Below are 16,582 nucleotides of genomic sequence, written 5' to 3' on the forward strand. Positions count from 1 at the left end.
TTAAAAGATTTTCGCTCAAGTGTATCCTGAGTGCAGTCGACAGACAAAAGCAAACATGAACTATTACAGTCTAAACAAACAAGCACCAAACACAACATTCAAACAGGCGGTCATAAAAGGTCTTGCGCCGAGATAAAGGTTTGTACTTTCCGGAGCGTATTACCCCTTTACCGCATTCGTTTTTTAAAAACATCGATACGCTAAGCAATTCGGAAATCGCATTTGAAGCCATCAAGCCATTTGTGAGCCCGGATATTCCTGAAGACATCCTTAAAACAATTATTGAAGACACCTTGTCTTTTGAATTCCCTGTAATAACATTGAATGATAGCATCTCAACTTTAGAACTCTTTCATGGCCCAACCATGGCTTTTAAAGATGTTGGCGCACGGTTTATGGCACGTTGTTTAGGGTATTTCAACAAAGATAACACTAACGAGGTCACCGTTTTAGTGGCCACCTCCGGAGATACTGGAGGTGCCGTCGCCAATGGCTTTCTTGGTGTTAAAGGGGTCAATGTGGTTATTCTCTACCCTAGTGGAAAAGTAAGTGCTATTCAAGAAAAACAACTAACCTCCCTTGGTCAAAACATTACAGCGTTAGAAGTTGACGGTGTGTTTGATGATTGTCAGGAGATGGTAAAACGTGCTTTTTTAGACGAGGCATTAACCAGTAAAATGCAACTCACATCTGCCAATTCTATAAATGTAGCCCGTTGGATGCCACAGCTTTTTTATTTTATGTTTGCCTACAAGCAATTGTATAAGACCTATAAAGACCTTGTGTTTTCTGTACCAAGTGGTAATTTTGGAAACGTTTGCGCGGGTATGATGGCGCAACAACTAGGCTTACCTATTAAGCATTTTATCGCTTCTAATAATGAAAACAATGTGGTCACCCAATATTTGAAGACCGAACAATATACGCCCAAACCATCGGTACAAACCATTAGTAATGCCATGGATGTTGGAAATCCTAGTAACTTTATTCGTATTCGTGAGATTTATAAAAATAATTTTGAGGTATTAAAATCAAACTTATCCTCTTTTAGTTTTAGTGATGAAGCTACTCGTGACGCTTTAAAAGAGATTTATGACACCTTTAATTACGTTGCAGACCCGCACGGAGCTGTAGGATATTTAGGTTGCAAAGCCTATTTAAAGCAGCATCCTAGTGCACATTGTGTATTTTTAGAAACGGCACACCCAACTAAATTTCTAGAGGTGGTTGAGGACGTTATTAAGGAGAAACAAAAATTACCAAAGCAAATTCTAGCCGTCATGGGAAAAGAGAAGGTCGCCATTAAGATTAGCAGCTATGACGAATTAAAGGCGTACTTACTTGAAAAATAGCAGTATTATTCCTAAATTATTAAGAACACTTAAGCATCTGGTTTTATTACAATAAGCAGAATCATAGCATCGTGTGAAGTCTCAAACCGGGTACAAAAAGATATAAGACAATGAATAACAAGACTATAGTATTACTTTTAACGCTAGTTTTTTTGTCCTTTTTCACATACTCTCAAGACAAAACATACATCCAATCAGGAGATAACACCATTCATTTAACCTCATATGGACAAGGACAACCCATATTAATTATTAATGGTGGTCCGGGTATGAATAGTGAGGGTTTTAAGGCTTTAGCGCAAATTATTGGTAAAACCAATAAAGCCATTATTTATGATCAGCGAGGCACTGGGGAATCTAAAATACCAAACATAAATGCACAAACCATCACAATGGATGCTATGGTAGCAGACATCGAGGTGATTAGAAAACACCTGGGGCTTAATAATTGGGTGATTCTAGGACATTCGTTTGGCGGCATGCTAGGGGCTTATTATGCTTCCAAGCACCCCGAAAGCATTCGAGGTCTTATTTTATCGTCTTCAGGAGGTCTTAAACTAGATCTTTTTTCTAGAATTGATATCACCTCAAAATTAACCCGCTTAGAACGAGATTCACTAAACTATTGGAATCGTAAAATCGCAAATGGAGATACCACCTATCTCGCAAGATTAAAACGCGGTACTTTTTTAGCGCCTGCCTATTTATTCGACAAATCTAATATTCCTGTTGTTGCAGAACGGCTTACGCAAGGCAATTCTGTTATAAACGGGCTGGTGTGGCAAAACATAAGCGCGATTGCTTTTGATTGCACAGAAGGGTTAAAGAAAATTAAAGTCCCTGTGCTCATCATTCAAGGCAAACAAGATATTATTGATTTAGAAACTGCAGAAGTCGCGAAAAGCGCACTTCAAAACTCAGAGTTGGTCATTCTTGACAACTGTAGCCATTATGGATGGTTAGATCAACCTACGCTCTATTTTAAGCATATTAACAGTTATTTAGAAAAAATAAATAATAAGTAAAGGCTTCCCTGAAATTTGTAGTAAAACCCAGGGTATAAAAATAGCCACTGATTTCGTGGCTATAAAAATGCAATGGTTTTTTAATGAAAAAGTTTAAGCTTCTATAGCAGACACTTTATGTAATGCTTTACCTATAAGTGTTTCACCACTTATAATTTCAAAGGTTTTTTTATTAGCAGTATCATCGTTTAGACTTCTTATTAAAGTTTGCGCGACGTCTGCTCTACTAATCTCTCCCCGTTTATTCAATTTTTCCTCGAGCTCAATTTTATCTGTTGCCGATTCATTATTCAATGTTCCCGGTCTCACAATAGCATAATTCAAGCTGCTATTTTTTAAATATTCGTCTGCGTTATGCTTTGCTTTCAAATACTCTACCAATTGGTCCGCTTCTTTAGGTTTATCTGCCCCCATGGAACTTAACATGACAAACTTTTTAACTCCCGATTCTACAGAAGCATGAATCATGCGTTTGGCTCCATTTTGATCAACTTCCTCTACTTTTTTACCACCAGATCCTGCTGCAAAAATTACTTTATCGATAGTGTTATTTTTAAAAACATGAGAGACATCTTTTTCTAAATCTGCCATGACAACGTCTACGTTCTGATTTTCAAAGGATTTAAATTGCGTTTCATCACGCACCATCGCAATCGGATTAAAGTATTGTGATTCTTTTAATAGATTTATTATTTGTTTTCCTGTGGTGCCATTGGCACCTGCTACTAGTATATTTTCCATAACCTTAAGATACGAAGAAAAAGTCGCACAACGGCTCTAGTTTTCTCATTTAACTTGGCTTTAGTATAGTTTTAACGTAGTTTTAGCAATGGTATTTTCTGTAAGATAAATGGGGTCCGTTGACCCGCATGAAACGTATTTTCTACCAGGTGTCCTATACATAAACATGGAACCCTAGAAATAATATGCATTGATCTAAATGAATTTTTAGTATTACAAAAGCTGTTTTTTTTAATCTAGCTTAGGTAATATAAAATCATCTAAAGCACTTTTCTGACGCATTAATTTCTCGATCTCGTCAGCATCTCTTGGCGCATCGGCAGATAGATTTACGGGTCCGTTTTCTGTAATTAAAATATCATCTTCAATACGTACGGCAATGCCCCACCATTTTTTGTCACAAGGACTCCCTTCGGAATATAAATTCCAGGTTCTACTGTTATCACTTGATTGGCTTCTAAAGGGCCGTAAGTTCCCGGGTCATGAACATCTAGTCCTATGTGATGAGACACCCCATGCGGTAAATAACTATGCTTTATGTTTTCAGTTTCAATAATGCCTAATCTCGCTAATCCTTTATTTACCACGTCCTGAGCCGCTTGGTTACTGGCCCAAAAGGCATTGCCTACTTGACACGCTTCAATCCCTGCATTTTGCGCTTCTAAAACAATGTCATAAATGGCACGCTGTTCTTTGTTAAATTTCCCATTGGCAGGAATTGTTCACGTAACATCTGCCGTATAGCCATGATATTCTGCTCCTAAATCCATTAACACCAAATCGTTCTCTACTTTCATTTTTGTGTTCTCAATATAATGCAACACACAACCATTATTTCCTGCACCCACGATGCTTGGGTACCCTTCATACTCACTGCCATACTTTTTGTAAACAAACTCATGAACGCCTTGTATTTCTGTTTCAGACATTCCGGGATGCATGGCTTTCATAATTTCTATTTGACCTTGTGCCGAAATACGAATCGCTTTGGTTAATAACACCATCTCTTCCGGTGTTTTCATTTGTCGTAACTCTGCCATAAAGGTTGTTAATTCCCTAGGCGCTAAATTATTTTTTTTAGGCACAGCCTCTATTTTAATAATGTTCTCTTTGGCTTCTTTTCTTAAGGCATTAGTTTCGGCAGTAACATATTTAACAATGTTTTCATCTGCTTTTAATTCGGGATAATCTGTATAAATTTCTCCGATTTTTTGAGCCACATTCGCACTGTTCTCAATATCCGTCGCTTTTATAGTCGTTTTAACTCGTCTTACCATCTCTGATTCTTCCGGAGCGGTATCATATCCTATTTGAGATTTAAACGTGTTTACCAAATCGTATAAATCAGCTTTATTTCGTTTAGAATCCCTGTAATCATCATTGAAATTATTAAAAAACACTTTATTAAACTTCGAATAATCTATTCCTGAATCCCGAAAGGCTGTTCCATTTAAAACCATTTCAAAACCAAGTTGCTCTTTGGCACCTTCGACACCCAGCCTGTAACCCGTCCACATTTCGGCCCGCTTGTCCTTTTCCTGAACGAAAAGAATCTCATTAAATGCTGTGCCGTTCGTATTTGTTTGGTTTTCAGAAAAAACAATTAAAGCTGTATTTGGCTCTTTATAACCGGTTAAGTAATAAAAATCTGGATCTTGATGGTATATATAGTCTACATCGTTGGCACGGTTTCTCACCGGATTGGCAAAAAAAACAGCCACACTATTTGCTGGCATTTTAGCCCGCAACGCCGCTCTTCTACTCTTGTGAAATTCTGGTTTTAAGTAGTCTGTAGGATTTCCATTTTGTGCAAAACTAATTGTTGTAAAAAAAGAAAGAATAAGTAATATCAATCGAGTATTCATTTTGTTTAATATTGTTGAAGTTGAAAATTAAGCATAATAATGAAGAGTAGGCAAAAACGTTAACGAAATTAACAAATTTTTAATCGTTTTAATGTTGAAACCGACTCGATAATTTTCAATACTTTTGCTTCATAAATTTTTAGAACTATTATAAAATTCTCACCTTATTGAGAATAATAAAAAATACTTTTCAATGAAAAATACAGCGCTAACATCAACTCACGAAGCACTTGGTGCAAAAATGGTCTCATTTGCAGGATACAACATGCCCGTACAGTACGATGGCGTCAATATTGAACACGAAGCCGTTAGAAAGGATGTTGGTGTATTTGATGTATCTCATATGGGCGAGTTTTTAATTGAAGGCCCAAATGCTTTAGCTTTAATCCGGAAAGTATCCAGTAATGACGCCTCCAAATTAACGGTTGGAAAAGCGCAATATTCGTGTCTTCCTAATGATGACGGTGGCATTGTAGATGACTTACTCATTTATAAAATAAAAGAAGAACAGTATTTATTAGTGGTAAATGCCAGTAATATAGAAAAGGATTGGAATTGGATTTACTCTAAAAATGATGTTGGAGCAGAAATGAAAGACGTTTCTGAAGCCTATTCTTTACTTGCTATACAAGGTCCAAATGCCGTTGAAAAAATGCAACCCCTTTCAAGTCATGATCTATCAGAAATCAAATTCTACAACTTTATTGTTGGTGATTTTGCAGGTATAGAGCACGTCATTATCTCGGCTACAGGTTACACAGGCAGTGGTGGATTTGAAATTTATTGTAAAAACGAAGACGTGAAACAAATTTGGGATCGAGTAACTCAGGCTGGCGCTAAACCAATAGGTCTTGCTGCACGAGACACTTTACGGTTAGAAATGGGCTATAGTCTTTACGGAAATGATATCGATGATACCACATCCCCTTTAGAAGCTGGTTTAGGCTGGATAACTAAGTTTACGAAACACTTTACAAATTCTGAAAATTTAGCTGAACAGAAAAAACATGTATTAAAAAGAAAATTGGTGGCGTTTGAATTAGACGACAAAGGCATTCCAAGAAGTGGGTACGATATTGTTGACAATGCCGGCAACCATATTGGAAAAGTAACCTCCGGCACGATGTCCCCTTCACTAAAAAAAGGTATTGGTTTAGGTTATGTTTCTCCGGTGTTTAGTGATTTTGGAAGCAAAATAAACATACAAATTAGAAAAAACGCCATTCCTGCAACCGTTGTGAAATTACCTTTTTATAAAGGCTAATTAACTATTTCAACTGGAGGTCTGATTAAGTGCTGTCAAAATCTTTATTTGTGTTTAGACGAAATGGAACCCGGAGGGTGCCCTGTGTGACAATAGTTTATAACTATTTTAGTTGTAACTCATAATGAAGAAAGAAGTAGATAAAAAAAATAGAATTCTTGTTTTAGGGGCAAGTGGGTTTTTAGGTGAAGCGATTTACAAGGAGCTCTGTTCCTATTTTAGAACCTATGGCACCTATAGAACTGATAATTACAGCTTTGACAAGAATCAACATTATTTTCAGTATCATGTGGAAGAAGATGATATTTTCGAAATTCTTGAGGCTGTAAAACCCACCGTTATTATTTCTGCCCTGAGAGGCAATTTTTCTGCCCAAATCATTGCACATGCCCATCTTACAGAATATATAGTCGCCAATAATGCACGCCTTATTTTTTTATCTTCTGCAAATGTTTTTGATGCTTATAGCAAATTCCCAAGCTATGAATTAGATAAAACACTAAGTCATAGCATGTACGGGCACTTTAAAATTAAAATTGAAAACATGCTCTTACGCTTGCCAAAAAAGCTAGTGACTATTATACGCTTGCCTATGGTTTTTGGAGTGCATTCGCCACGAATAACAGAGATTAAGGCGTTCTTAAAAGAAGGGGCACCTATTGAAGTGTTTCCTAATTTAATCATGAACGTTACTACAGATTCTAAAGTAACCCAGCAAATACATTATATTATTAATCGCAATAAATATGGTGTTTTTCACTTGGGAAGCAACGATTTAGTGCACCATGATGATTTTATCGAAGAAATCACAGCACGATTAGGAGCTTCCAAACCCACCTTTAAAAATGTGTATACCACCAATGACGAGCGTTATTTAGCTGTTATGAGTAAGGAAAACAAGTTGCCTAAACATCTACAATTAGAAAGTAGTGACATTTTGAAAGAATTAGAAATTTAGTCTCTTTCTGAGGGTCTTTTTTCAAAAAAAGAAAGGATAATCTATTAAATGGACAGGACTATTCTTATTTTTATAATTAATTAAACCAATGGTCACTCTAAAGGTTCTATCGAGAATTCCTTGCAGTAGTAGACCCATTAAAAAAGCACATATTATGTCTAAACTATCAGAAAAAGAAATCGTAAAACACTTAGAGAAATTACCGGAATGGGATTATGAAGATGACGCTATACATACTGAGTATGAATTTAACAATTTTAAAGATTGCTTTAGCGCCATGAGTCGGATTGCTTTTGAGTGTGAAGCTTTAAACCACCACCCGGACTGGTCTAATTCCTACAATGTATTAAACATCTCTTTAACGACTCATGATGCTGGCGGCATCACTCTAAAAGATATAAAGCTCGCGCTTGTTATTGAAGGCATTGTTGAAGAAGAAGAAGAAGAGTAACTCGTTTATTAATACAAATAAAATTTGCTATACTGTCGTCTTAAGGCAATTGCTTTTAGATGTTCATTATATTTTTAAACCTCCTAGATTTTTTTAAATTTGCGATTGAAGATTTAAGAAGGTTTCCACCCTCGTGGATATTAAAATAAAAATACATTTCCGTCTAAGTGGGAATAAAAAAAACAAGATGATATATGGGAAGAGCTTTTGAATTCCGTAAAGCACGAAAAATGAAACGCTGGTCTGCCATGAGTAAGGCCTTTACACGTATAGGAAAAGACATTGTCATGGCCGTAAAGGAAGGAGGTCCAGATCCAGCGAGTAATTCACGCTTACGTGCTGTGATACAAAATGCCAAGGCTGTAAACATGCCAAAAGACAATGTGGAGCGTGCCATTAAAAAAGCCAGTGAAAAAGATCAAGGTGATTTTAAGGAGGTTATTTTTGAAGGGTATGCACCTCATGGAATTGCCGTATTAGTAGAAACCGCAACAGATAACAATACAAGAACCGTTGCTGATGTGAGAAGCTATTTTAATAAATGTGATGGCAGTTTAGGAACCTCTGGATCAGTTATTTTTATGTTTGATCATACTTGTAATTTTAGAATTGATGCGGAAGGTTTAGATCCTGAAGAATTAGAATTGGAGTTTATAGATTTTGGAGCGGAAGAAGTGTTTGCAGATGATGATGGGATATTAATTTATGCACCGTTTGAAAGTTTTGGCGCCATTCAAGCAGAATTGGAAAGACGTGAAATAGAAATACTGTCTTCACGGCTTTGAGCGCATTCCTCAAGTAACAAAAACCTTAACACCGGAACAACAGGCCGACGTTGAAAAACTTTTGGAAAAATTAGATGACAATGACGATGTACAAAATGTATATCATACCATGGAGGAAAGCAGTGAGGAGTAATGAGATAAAATCTTAGGGTTCTGGATAAAGACCTTATATAATTGCCTTTGATAGAAAAGTAAAAAGCTACTTCAGTAGGTGAAGTAGCTTTTTAATTATAATGTCGTAGTAGGTGAATGTTTCTTTTTAGGGACTTAGGGCTTAAAGTTTACTTTATGTTTCATCCGAATACTACACCATAATAGTTTCAATTATAGTACCAAACTACTATTAATTTTAGTTTAATACAACGTTTGCGTTCCTTTTTCGATAAAAACCACAGCTAATTTTATATCGTCAAGATTATCGATAAATAATCGATAAAACACACATATCATCGATTAACTGTATTTTGACACTTTTCCGATGACGCCTTTGTAGAAATTATACATATAGATAAAATCAGCCTCTATGTCACTTGTTGGATAAAACGGTTCCGATACTTTGTTTTGTTTGTTCTTAAAGTCTAAGGTAAACATGATAATAGGAACTTTTGCAGCTTTAGCAATATAATAAAAGCCTGTGCGCCATTGCTCTACTTTCTTTACGGTACCTTCAGGAGCAAAAGTGATTCTAAATTCGTCACGTTTTTCGAACTCCTTTGCGATGGCTTCCACTTTATTTTCATTCTTACTCCTATTTAAAGGCACGCCTCCAATAGCTCTAAAATAATATCCAAAAGGCCATGTGAATAATTCTTTCTTTCCTACAAAATTAGTTTTTATTCCTATTACTTTTCTAAGTAGGACTCCCATATAAAAATCATGCCAACTCGTATGAGGCACAGCAATAATGACTGCTTTTTTAACCACGTCCATGGACATGTTAGTGTTACCAACCAGTTCCCAGCCTAATAATTTTGAGTATATAAATTTGGCTATTTTTTGCATATTACATTTTCTCGTATAATTCTCTTATGGCCGCACGGGTAATCGTCTTTTTCCAGTTTTTACCAATAGCATTTTCCCAAAGTGGCTCAAGACTTAAAGCGACATCAATCATGGTATCAAACTCATGATCGGTTAAATTGGCACATATCCCAAGAGGTAATTCTATATCATGCTTGGCCTTCATTTGTTTAAACAATCTAACGCCCTCCGGGTAGTACGCTTCTAGGTGATCAAAAACGATGCAATTACCTATACCATGCTTTACTCCTAATAAATATCCCAGCCCATAACTTAATGCATGAGCAACCCCAACTTGCGAATAAGCAATGCTCATACCTCCATGCCAACTGGCCATCATGAGTTTATCTTGTGCCTCTTGTTTTGATAAGTTATCACCAATAAAAATATCTTTACATAATTCCAATGCTTTCTCTCCGTAGCTTTTACTGAAGGCATTTAAGTAGGTCCCATTTAATGATTCGATACAATGTATATAGCAATCCATTCCTGTATAAAACCATTGTTCTTTTGGCACATCTTTAGTGAGTTACGGGTCCAAAACCACCTGGTCAAAAGGTGTGTAATCGCTATTCATACCTAATTTACGCTTTGGTCCAGTAAGTATTGTTGTTCGTGATACTTCTGCTCCGGTTCCTGAGATAGTAGGTATACCAACATGATAAACTGCGGGATTTTTAACCAAATCCCACCCTTGATAATCCTTAGCCTCTCCATCATTAGTAAGCATTATGGCAACCGCTTTAGCAACATCAAGTACGCTTCCTCCTCCAATCCCAATAATACCAGAAGGCAGTTCTTTGAAGTTAAGAATAATCTCTTCTACAAGTTGGTCTATTTGATCTGTTTTAGGTTCTTCCGCTACAGATACAAAAACAAGTTTATCGTCGTAAGATAATGGAATTCTTGAAGTCAACCAAGTATTTCCTTTAAACACATCATCAACAAAAAATATAAATGGGGCTTTGCTATTTCGTCTTTTAGGTGAAATAATTTCTTCTAATTGATCAAAACTACCTCGTCCAAAAATTACTTTGGACACCATTGGGAAATTTCTAAAATTCATTTATTTAATCAAATTATGTTATTTGTTGTTTTAAAAATTATTAATCAGCATCTTACAATACACCAATTAAAAATCATCAACTAATGACTAACTCCCACCAATTGATAGTTTTTTAACTCGTTGACTTCTAGCTCTTAAAATGTAGCGCATGCTAATCTCAAAACCAATTCTTTTCTATTTGAATTAGGTTTTATTTGTCCGTAAAGCTTAAACCAAAGCACAGCCGAATAATGGCCGCAATTTAAGTCATTTTGTTGTGGATACAAATCGTTTAAGGGCTCAATTCTATTTTTTTACTAGATTTAATTTCACAAGAAACCTGTATCGATCCTTATCATTTTCCATGGATGTAAAACAAAAAAAACATGCTCTCCTTAACAAAGCAATCATAATCCGAACCAACTCGAACCCATGAACATTAGTATCTACAAACTTGAAACTCTTACTTTCAATACCATGAATGGCTTTAATACCAACGTGTAAATACGCCGTGACATCGATTACACATGCGTTTTTCACGTTACTATAGACCTTAGTGACATCTAAAGGTAAGCCGATATTTATGTGTGTTATTAAGAAGACAATATATTGCCTAAACCATTTTTTTTTGAAGCCTATATTTAAATCCTTTATATTCAACTTTTTAAGACATCAATTGGATAATATCATTTAAGCTCGAAACCGTTAGATAGGTCGCATTATCATGCACATTCACAGGAACCTCTTCATGAGCCCAAGTCGTGTGAAATGGCACATGAATAGCTTCTGCTCCAATATTTATTAAAGGTAAAACATCAGATTTTAGTGAGTTTCCAATCATTAAGAATTCTGAAGGCTTAATATCTAAATGTCTTAAAAGTTTAGTATAATTGACTTCTTTTTTATCGCTCAATACTTCAATATGATGAAAAAAATTTATTAGACCAGACTTTTCCAATTTGCGCTCTTGATCGAGCAGATCCCCTTTTGTGACTAATATTAATCTGTACTTATTTGATAACGTTTTTAACACGTTTTCTACACCATCCAGCAATTCTACAGGTTTATTTATCATGTCTTTACCTATATCGATAATCTTTGCGATGGTTAGATTTGAAATCGTATTATTAGACAGCTCTAATGCCATTTCAACCATAGACAATATAAAACCCTTTACCCCATAACCGTAATATTCAAGGTTTTTCATTTCCATTTTAAACAATTCTTGATCTATTTTATTAGGTGTTTCGAATTTGTTTAATAAGTTACAAAACTCTTGTTCAGCCTCGCGAAAATAGGTTTCATTGACCCAAAGCGTGTCATCTGCATCAAAGCCAATAACCTTTATAGAACGATATGTTTTGTCCATTTTGTTTCAAATATCAGTTTAAGAGCTAAAAAGAGGTGCCTTCCTCCTAGTCTACAGAGCAATTTTTAGAAATGTCTTCGTTATTTCCACAATTTTTTTGCCCGCTCCAAATCTTCAGGCGTATCAATTTCTACCCCTTGGACATTCGTTTCTACCATTTTTATACGTTTTCCGTATTCTAAATAACGAATGCATTCAATTTTTTCTGAAGCTTCTAAAGTGAGCATTGGTAAATGATAAAAGTCTAACAAAGCCTCTTTTCTAAAAGCATAAACCCCCTTATGCTTATAATATTTAGCAGCCACTTCTTTATCACGAGGAAACGGAATAGGGCTTCGAGAAAAATATAGCGCAAAATTATTTTGATCTACAATCACCTTTACGGTGTTCGGGTTTTCAATCTCTTTCCAATCTTGAATATGCACCATTAAAGAAGCCAAATCGACTTCTTTTTTTGTGTCTTTTTTAAAGACTTCTATGAGTTCCTTAAGCGAATCTACTTCTGTAAATGGTTCATCTCCTTGCACATTAACCACGATGTCCACATCCATAAATTCAACAGCTTCAGCAATTCGATCGCTGCCACATTCATGAGGTTTTTTACTCATCATCACTTTGCCATTTATAGATGCAATCTCTTCGAAAATAATTTCACTATCAGTCACGACAATAACTTCATCAAATAAATTTGTGGCCAACGTGGCTTCATAGGTACGAGTAATTACCGGTTTTCCTCCCAAATCTTGCATGAGTTTACCAGGAAAACGTGATGCACTATAACGTGCAGGGATCATTGCTATTATCTTCATTTAATAATTAAATAATTAAGTATTCAAAAATAGAAATAATAAATAGGAATTTAAGGTTTAGAGGTTTTAAACTTAATATAACTCTCAAATTTAATGTCTTCTATTGTGAATGACAACAAAAAACAAGATTTGCGACCCCTTTATTTCAAGCATTGAATAACTAAAATAGGTGCATTGCTCTCAATTACAACCTAATCCTCTGTTTCAAAAAACGCATCTTTAAAACCAATTAAATATAATTTTTCTTTTGCTCTCGTTACTGCTGTATACAACCAACGCAAATAATCTCTATTAATACCATCCGGCAAATAAGGCTGTTCCACAAACACCGTATGCCATTGCCCGCCTTGAGATTTATGACACGTTATAGCATATGAGAATTTAACTTGAAGGGCATTAAAATACTTGTTGTTTTTAATGGCAAGAAATTTCTTGTAATTACTTTTTTCGTCTTCATAGTCTTTTTGTACTTCCTGATATAACCTATTGGAGTCTTCATAGGGTAGTGAAGGTGTTTCAGCTGCTATGGTATCTAACATTAATACGGTTTCAAATGGAGTCATTTTGGGATAATCTACCATACGTACCTTAACTTCCGCAAAGCGAAAACCATACAATTCTTTTATGCTAAAAATTTCAAGAACTTCAATAATATCACCATTAGCAATAAACCCTGCTTCTGTTGTAGGCTTCAACCAAAAGTAATTGTTTTTAACGACCATTAAATAATCCCCGGAGGATAATTCGTTTTCGTTGAACAAAATGCGTCTTCTTATTTGCTCATTATACAAGTTCGCGCGTTTGTTACTTCGAACAATAAGCGCCATTTCCTCATTACCCAAGGTGCTATAAGCATCGTTAATGGCATCCAATACATCATTTCCATCAATTAAGCGTACAATATCTTTAAAGCCGTTGAGATTAAATTTAAAGCTGTCATAAAATCCACCGGAAATAGCTTCACGCAACAGCGTGGCATTTTCAAGAATGCCGAGTCTTGTTGTTGTCGCATCACTTCATCAAGCTCCATTTTTGCGACGTCCTTATTATAGGTTAAACTTAATACCTTTTCGTCTAGTGCTGGACTTATTTCTAATTTTACTGGGGGTAATTGTGCCGTATCCCCTATAAGTATTAATTTACATTGATGCCCTTGATAAACGTATTGCATTAAATCGTCTAACAGTGAACCATTTGCGAATGTTTTAGAATCTCCTGGTGTATCCGGAATCATTGACGCTTCATCAACGATAAAAATGGTGTTTTTATGTTTGTTTGGTTGTAAAACAAATTTCACTCCCCCGCTTTGCTCTTTTTTTGGGAAATATATTTTCTTATGAATAGTAAATGCTTCCGTTTTAGAATAATTAGCCATGACTTTGGCTGCTCGACCCGTTGGAGCCATCAACACGGCGCTCATTTTTGCTTTCCATAAATTATTAACAATTGTACCAATAATTGTAGTCTTTCCAGTACCTGCATACCCTTTTAACAAAAAAATCGTGTTGGAGCGCTTCTCTAAAATAAATTCAGAAAGTTGTAATAATACAATATCTTGTTTTAGGGTTGGATCAAACGGAAAATGCTGTTTTATAAGAGAATAAAATTCAGATGAGGTCATTAAAACATTTAGGAATTTAAGAATTATTCAAAGATATGATGATTTTTACTCTTATTGGTTTTTACGAATAAAAAAAAATTGTAGATTTGCGAGAGATCTTTTAATATAATATAACTAAATTTAAAATATGTTTACACTAATTATTGTTGCAGTTGTTGTTATCCTACTAACAGTTGCTATCGTTTGGGTAATAGATAAGTTTATCCCTTCAAAAGCAAAGCCGTTTTTAACTATCGTACTTTGGATATTTATTGGAGCTTTAGGATATCTTACATTTATGTCTGTTTATAACCCAATTCTTTTTAAACAAGAAAAAGAAAAACGTTATGCTAAGGTTATTGAAAATTTGGTGGATATTAGAGATTCTCAATTGGCATACAAGGAAATCAATGGAAAGTATACCAAGAGCTATGATAGCTTAATTAATTTTATCGAGAATGCTAAATTTGCTATTTTAGAAAGAAGAGATACAAGTGTCATTGATGTTGAGAAAACGAAAGCGTATCGCGGGATTGAGTACAGAAAAGAGATTACTGTTACAGATACCTTAGATTTTGTTTCTGTAAAAGATTCTTTGTTCAAAGGCTCTGATCGCTATAAGACTATGAAAAATGTCCCTTTTGCTAAAGAGGGTACAGAATTTGTTCTTAACGCAGGAAAAATACAAGAAGAAGAAGGAGATAAAAAATTATCTGTATTCGAAGCTTATGTTAAAAAAGCTGACGTCTTACATGATCAAGATCCAGATTATGTAAATATCGAAAACACCGCACACTCTGTAGAAGAAATTAACGGAGATGCTATTCGTGTTGGCTCGATGCAAGAAGTAAAAGTAAATGGCAACTGGCCAAAACTATATGACCCAAAGTAAAATAGAAACAAAAATACATCATAAAGAGTTGTCCATTCAAGTAAGTTTGAATGGACTTTCTTTTTGTGTTCTAAATACAGAAACAAAAACGATAAGCCATCTTAAAACATTTCTAAACTCTAAAAAGAAAAATCCTCTAGAATTGTTAGACCAATTAAAACATGTTTTTAATACCGAAACGATTTTACATGAAGTTTTTAACACAGTGACCGTTATTCATGTTAACGAGCTTTCTGCTTTAGTTCCAAAAGCCTTATTTAATAAAGATATTATTGCCGACTATCTCAAATTGAATACTAAGATTTTAAAAACAGATTTCATAACATATGACACGATTACCCTTAACGATAGTGTAAATGTCTATGTGCCTTATGTTAATGCTAACAATTTTATATACGATCATTTTGGAGATTTCACCTTTAAGCATTACTCTACAGTTTTAATTGAATCTATCTTGCGGACTGAAAAGCATGCCATCGAATCAAAATTATACGTTCATGTCAACCCTTCTCATTTTGAGATTGTCGCTATTAAGGACGGTCAATTAACCTTGTATAACACGTTCGAATACGAAACGCCGGAGGATTTTATTTACTATATCCTTTTTACTATTGAACAGTTATCACTCAATCCGAGAAACCATTAACGTTCTTCTTTTAGGAGAAATCCATACTACAGATCCCGTATACATGATGGTTTATAAGTATATTAGAAATGTAGATTTTGGTAACCGAATGGATACTTTCACTTTTGCTGAAAAACCTAAAACAAATCACTCACACTTCACGTTACTAAAAAGTTTATAATGCGCATCATATCAGGAGAATTTAAAGGCCGAAGAATTACAGCTCCAAAAAAGCTACCTGTACGTCCTACAACAGACATGGCGAAAGAAGCGCTATTTAATATCTTAAATAATCAATTCTATTTTGATTCTATTTCGGTTTTAGATTTGTTTGCAGGCTCAGGAAATATCAGTTATGAATTTGCATCTCGGGGTACCGTACAAATCACTTGTGTTGATGTTGATTTTGGCTGCATTAAGTTTATTAATGAAACGGCTGAAAGTTTTGATATGCCTATACAAACCGTAAAAAGCGACGTTTTTAAATTTCTTGAAAATACAAAGCTGCAATCGACTATTATTTTTGCAGATCCTCCTTATGAATTTCCCGTTGAGGAATTTTCTAAAATACGAGAATTAGTTTTTGAAAATAATCTTTTAGAAAAAGAAGGGCTTTTAATTATAGAACACTCTAAACACACAAATTTGTCTCATATTTCACATTATAAATACTCAAAAAGTTATGGTGGTAATATGTTTAGTTTTTTTGAAATGGATAATTAATTAAAGCATTAAGCATTCTTTTTATATATTAGCTTTTTTAATATTTAAAAAAAGTAAC

11 protein-coding genes and 5 pseudogenes are annotated in these 16,582 nt (G+C 34.9%); 9 read left to right on the top strand and 7 right to left on the bottom strand.

Annotation, left to right across the window (positions count from 1 at the left end; genetic code table 11):
- Positions 1-55 precede the first annotated feature (55 nt).
- Positions 56-1,352: pseudogene (thrC, locus tag N7U66_RS04090) on the top strand (threonine synthase).
- Positions 1,353-1,504: 152 nt separating this feature from the next.
- Entirely contained in the window at positions 1,505-2,377 is an 873-nt protein-coding gene (locus N7U66_RS04095) for an alpha/beta fold hydrolase (RefSeq protein WP_267677426.1), read from the top strand.
- Positions 2,378-2,470: 93 nt separating this feature from the next.
- Here N7U66_RS04095 and N7U66_RS04100 read toward each other — a convergent pair whose 3' ends face one another.
- Both N7U66_RS04100 and N7U66_RS04105 read right to left on the bottom strand, forming a co-directional pair.
- The gene (locus N7U66_RS04100) at positions 2,471-3,118 is read right to left on the bottom strand and encodes an SDR family oxidoreductase (RefSeq protein ID WP_267677428.1); all 648 of its coding nucleotides are present in this window, start codon (positions 3,116-3,118) and stop codon (positions 2,471-2,473) included.
- A gap of 231 nt (positions 3,119-3,349) precedes the next feature.
- Positions 3,350-4,983, bottom strand: a pseudogene (locus N7U66_RS04105) (aminopeptidase P N-terminal domain-containing protein).
- 193 nt (positions 4,984-5,176) lie between these two features.
- On the opposite strand from N7U66_RS04105, the gene gcvT reads away from it, so the two are divergent.
- The 4 genes and pseudogenes from gcvT to N7U66_RS04125 all read left to right on the top strand — a co-directional run bounded on the left by gcvT (position 5,177) and on the right by N7U66_RS04125 (position 8,574).
- A complete protein-coding gene (gene gcvT / locus N7U66_RS04110) occupies positions 5,177-6,247 on the top strand; it encodes a glycine cleavage system aminomethyltransferase GcvT (RefSeq protein ID WP_267677429.1) in 1,071 nt (356 codons plus the stop codon).
- A gap of 124 nt (positions 6,248-6,371) precedes the next feature.
- The gene (locus tag N7U66_RS04115) at positions 6,372-7,205 is read left to right on the top strand and encodes a sugar nucleotide-binding protein (protein WP_267677430.1); all 834 of its coding nucleotides are present in this window, start codon (positions 6,372-6,374) and stop codon (positions 7,203-7,205) included.
- 154 nt (positions 7,206-7,359) lie between these two features.
- Positions 7,360-7,656 carry a 4a-hydroxytetrahydrobiopterin dehydratase gene (locus N7U66_RS04120; protein ID WP_267677431.1) on the top strand — a complete coding sequence of 99 codons (297 nt, stop codon included), beginning with the start codon at positions 7,360-7,362 and terminating at the stop codon, positions 7,654-7,656.
- Between the two features lie 194 nt (positions 7,657-7,850).
- A pseudogene (locus N7U66_RS04125) lies at positions 7,851-8,574 on the top strand (YebC/PmpR family DNA-binding transcriptional regulator).
- Between the two features lie 320 nt (positions 8,575-8,894).
- Here N7U66_RS04125 and N7U66_RS04130 read toward each other — a convergent pair.
- The 5 genes and pseudogenes from N7U66_RS04130 to N7U66_RS04150 all read right to left on the bottom strand — a co-directional run bounded on the left by N7U66_RS04130 (position 8,895) and on the right by N7U66_RS04150 (position 14,305).
- A complete protein-coding gene (locus N7U66_RS04130; protein WP_267677432.1) occupies positions 8,895-9,443 on the bottom strand; it encodes a 1-acyl-sn-glycerol-3-phosphate acyltransferase in 549 nt (182 codons plus the stop codon).
- Position 9,444: 1 nt separating this feature from the next.
- A pseudogene (locus N7U66_RS04135) lies at positions 9,445-10,527 on the bottom strand (iron-containing alcohol dehydrogenase family protein).
- A gap of 643 nt (positions 10,528-11,170) precedes the next feature.
- Positions 11,171-11,875 (bottom strand): HAD family hydrolase, encoded by a 705-nt coding sequence (locus N7U66_RS04140; protein WP_267677433.1) that lies wholly within the window; start codon positions 11,873-11,875, stop codon positions 11,171-11,173.
- 80 nt (positions 11,876-11,955) lie between these two features.
- Positions 11,956-12,684: a 3-deoxy-manno-octulosonate cytidylyltransferase gene (gene kdsB, locus N7U66_RS04145; RefSeq protein WP_267677434.1), complete on the bottom strand. Its 729-nt coding sequence runs from the start codon at positions 12,682-12,684 to the stop codon at positions 11,956-11,958.
- Positions 12,685-12,875: 191 nt separating this feature from the next.
- Positions 12,876-14,305: pseudogene (locus N7U66_RS04150) on the bottom strand (ATP-dependent DNA helicase).
- 127 nt (positions 14,306-14,432) lie between these two features.
- Between N7U66_RS04150 and N7U66_RS04155 the strand changes: the two are divergent.
- From N7U66_RS04155 to N7U66_RS04165, 3 genes are all read left to right on the top strand, one after another.
- Positions 14,433-15,176 carry a hypothetical protein gene (locus N7U66_RS04155; protein ID WP_267677435.1) on the top strand — a complete coding sequence of 248 codons (744 nt, stop codon included), beginning with the start codon at positions 14,433-14,435 and terminating at the stop codon, positions 15,174-15,176.
- Positions 15,142-15,822: a DUF3822 family protein gene (locus tag N7U66_RS04160; protein ID WP_267677436.1), complete on the top strand. Its 681-nt coding sequence runs from the start codon at positions 15,142-15,144 to the stop codon at positions 15,820-15,822. The genes N7U66_RS04155 and N7U66_RS04160 overlap by 35 nt, the downstream gene beginning before the upstream one ends.
- 159 nt (positions 15,823-15,981) lie before the next feature.
- Positions 15,982-16,524 carry an RsmD family RNA methyltransferase gene (locus tag N7U66_RS04165; RefSeq protein ID WP_267677437.1) on the top strand — a complete coding sequence of 181 codons (543 nt, stop codon included), beginning with the start codon at positions 15,982-15,984 and terminating at the stop codon, positions 16,522-16,524.
- The last annotated feature ends 58 nt before the right edge of the window (positions 16,525-16,582 follow it).

This window comes from Lacinutrix neustonica, assembly GCF_026625145.1.
Classification (GTDB): Bacteria; Bacteroidota; Bacteroidia; order Flavobacteriales; family Flavobacteriaceae; genus Lacinutrix; species Lacinutrix neustonica.

Excerpts from the sequence above, each read along its gene's own strand:
- N7U66_RS04165 (WP_267677437.1), top strand. The coding sequence starts at position 15,982 with ATGCGCATCATATCAGGAGAATTTAAAGGCCGAAGAATTACAGCTCCA.
- N7U66_RS04155 (WP_267677435.1), top strand. The coding sequence starts at position 14,433 with ATGTTTACACTAATTATTGTTGCAGTTGTTGTTATCCTACTAACAGTT.
- N7U66_RS04120 (WP_267677431.1), top strand. The coding sequence starts at position 7,360 with ATGTCTAAACTATCAGAAAAAGAAATCGTAAAACACTTAGAGAAATTA.
- gcvT (WP_267677429.1), top strand. The coding sequence starts at position 5,177 with ATGAAAAATACAGCGCTAACATCAACTCACGAAGCACTTGGTGCAAAA.
- N7U66_RS04130 (WP_267677432.1), bottom strand. The coding sequence starts at position 9,443 with ATGCAAAAAATAGCCAAATTTATATACTCAAAATTATTAGGCTGGGAA.
- N7U66_RS04100 (WP_267677428.1), bottom strand. The coding sequence starts at position 3,118 with ATGGAAAATATACTAGTAGCAGGTGCCAATGGCACCACAGGAAAACAA.
- N7U66_RS04160 (WP_267677436.1), top strand. The coding sequence starts at position 15,142 with ATGGCAACTGGCCAAAACTATATGACCCAAAGTAAAATAGAAACAAAA.
- N7U66_RS04140 (WP_267677433.1), bottom strand. The coding sequence starts at position 11,875 with ATGGACAAAACATATCGTTCTATAAAGGTTATTGGCTTTGATGCAGAT.
- N7U66_RS04115 (WP_267677430.1), top strand. The coding sequence starts at position 6,372 with ATGAAGAAAGAAGTAGATAAAAAAAATAGAATTCTTGTTTTAGGGGCA.
- kdsB (WP_267677434.1), bottom strand. The coding sequence starts at position 12,684 with ATGAAGATAATAGCAATGATCCCTGCACGTTATAGTGCATCACGTTTT.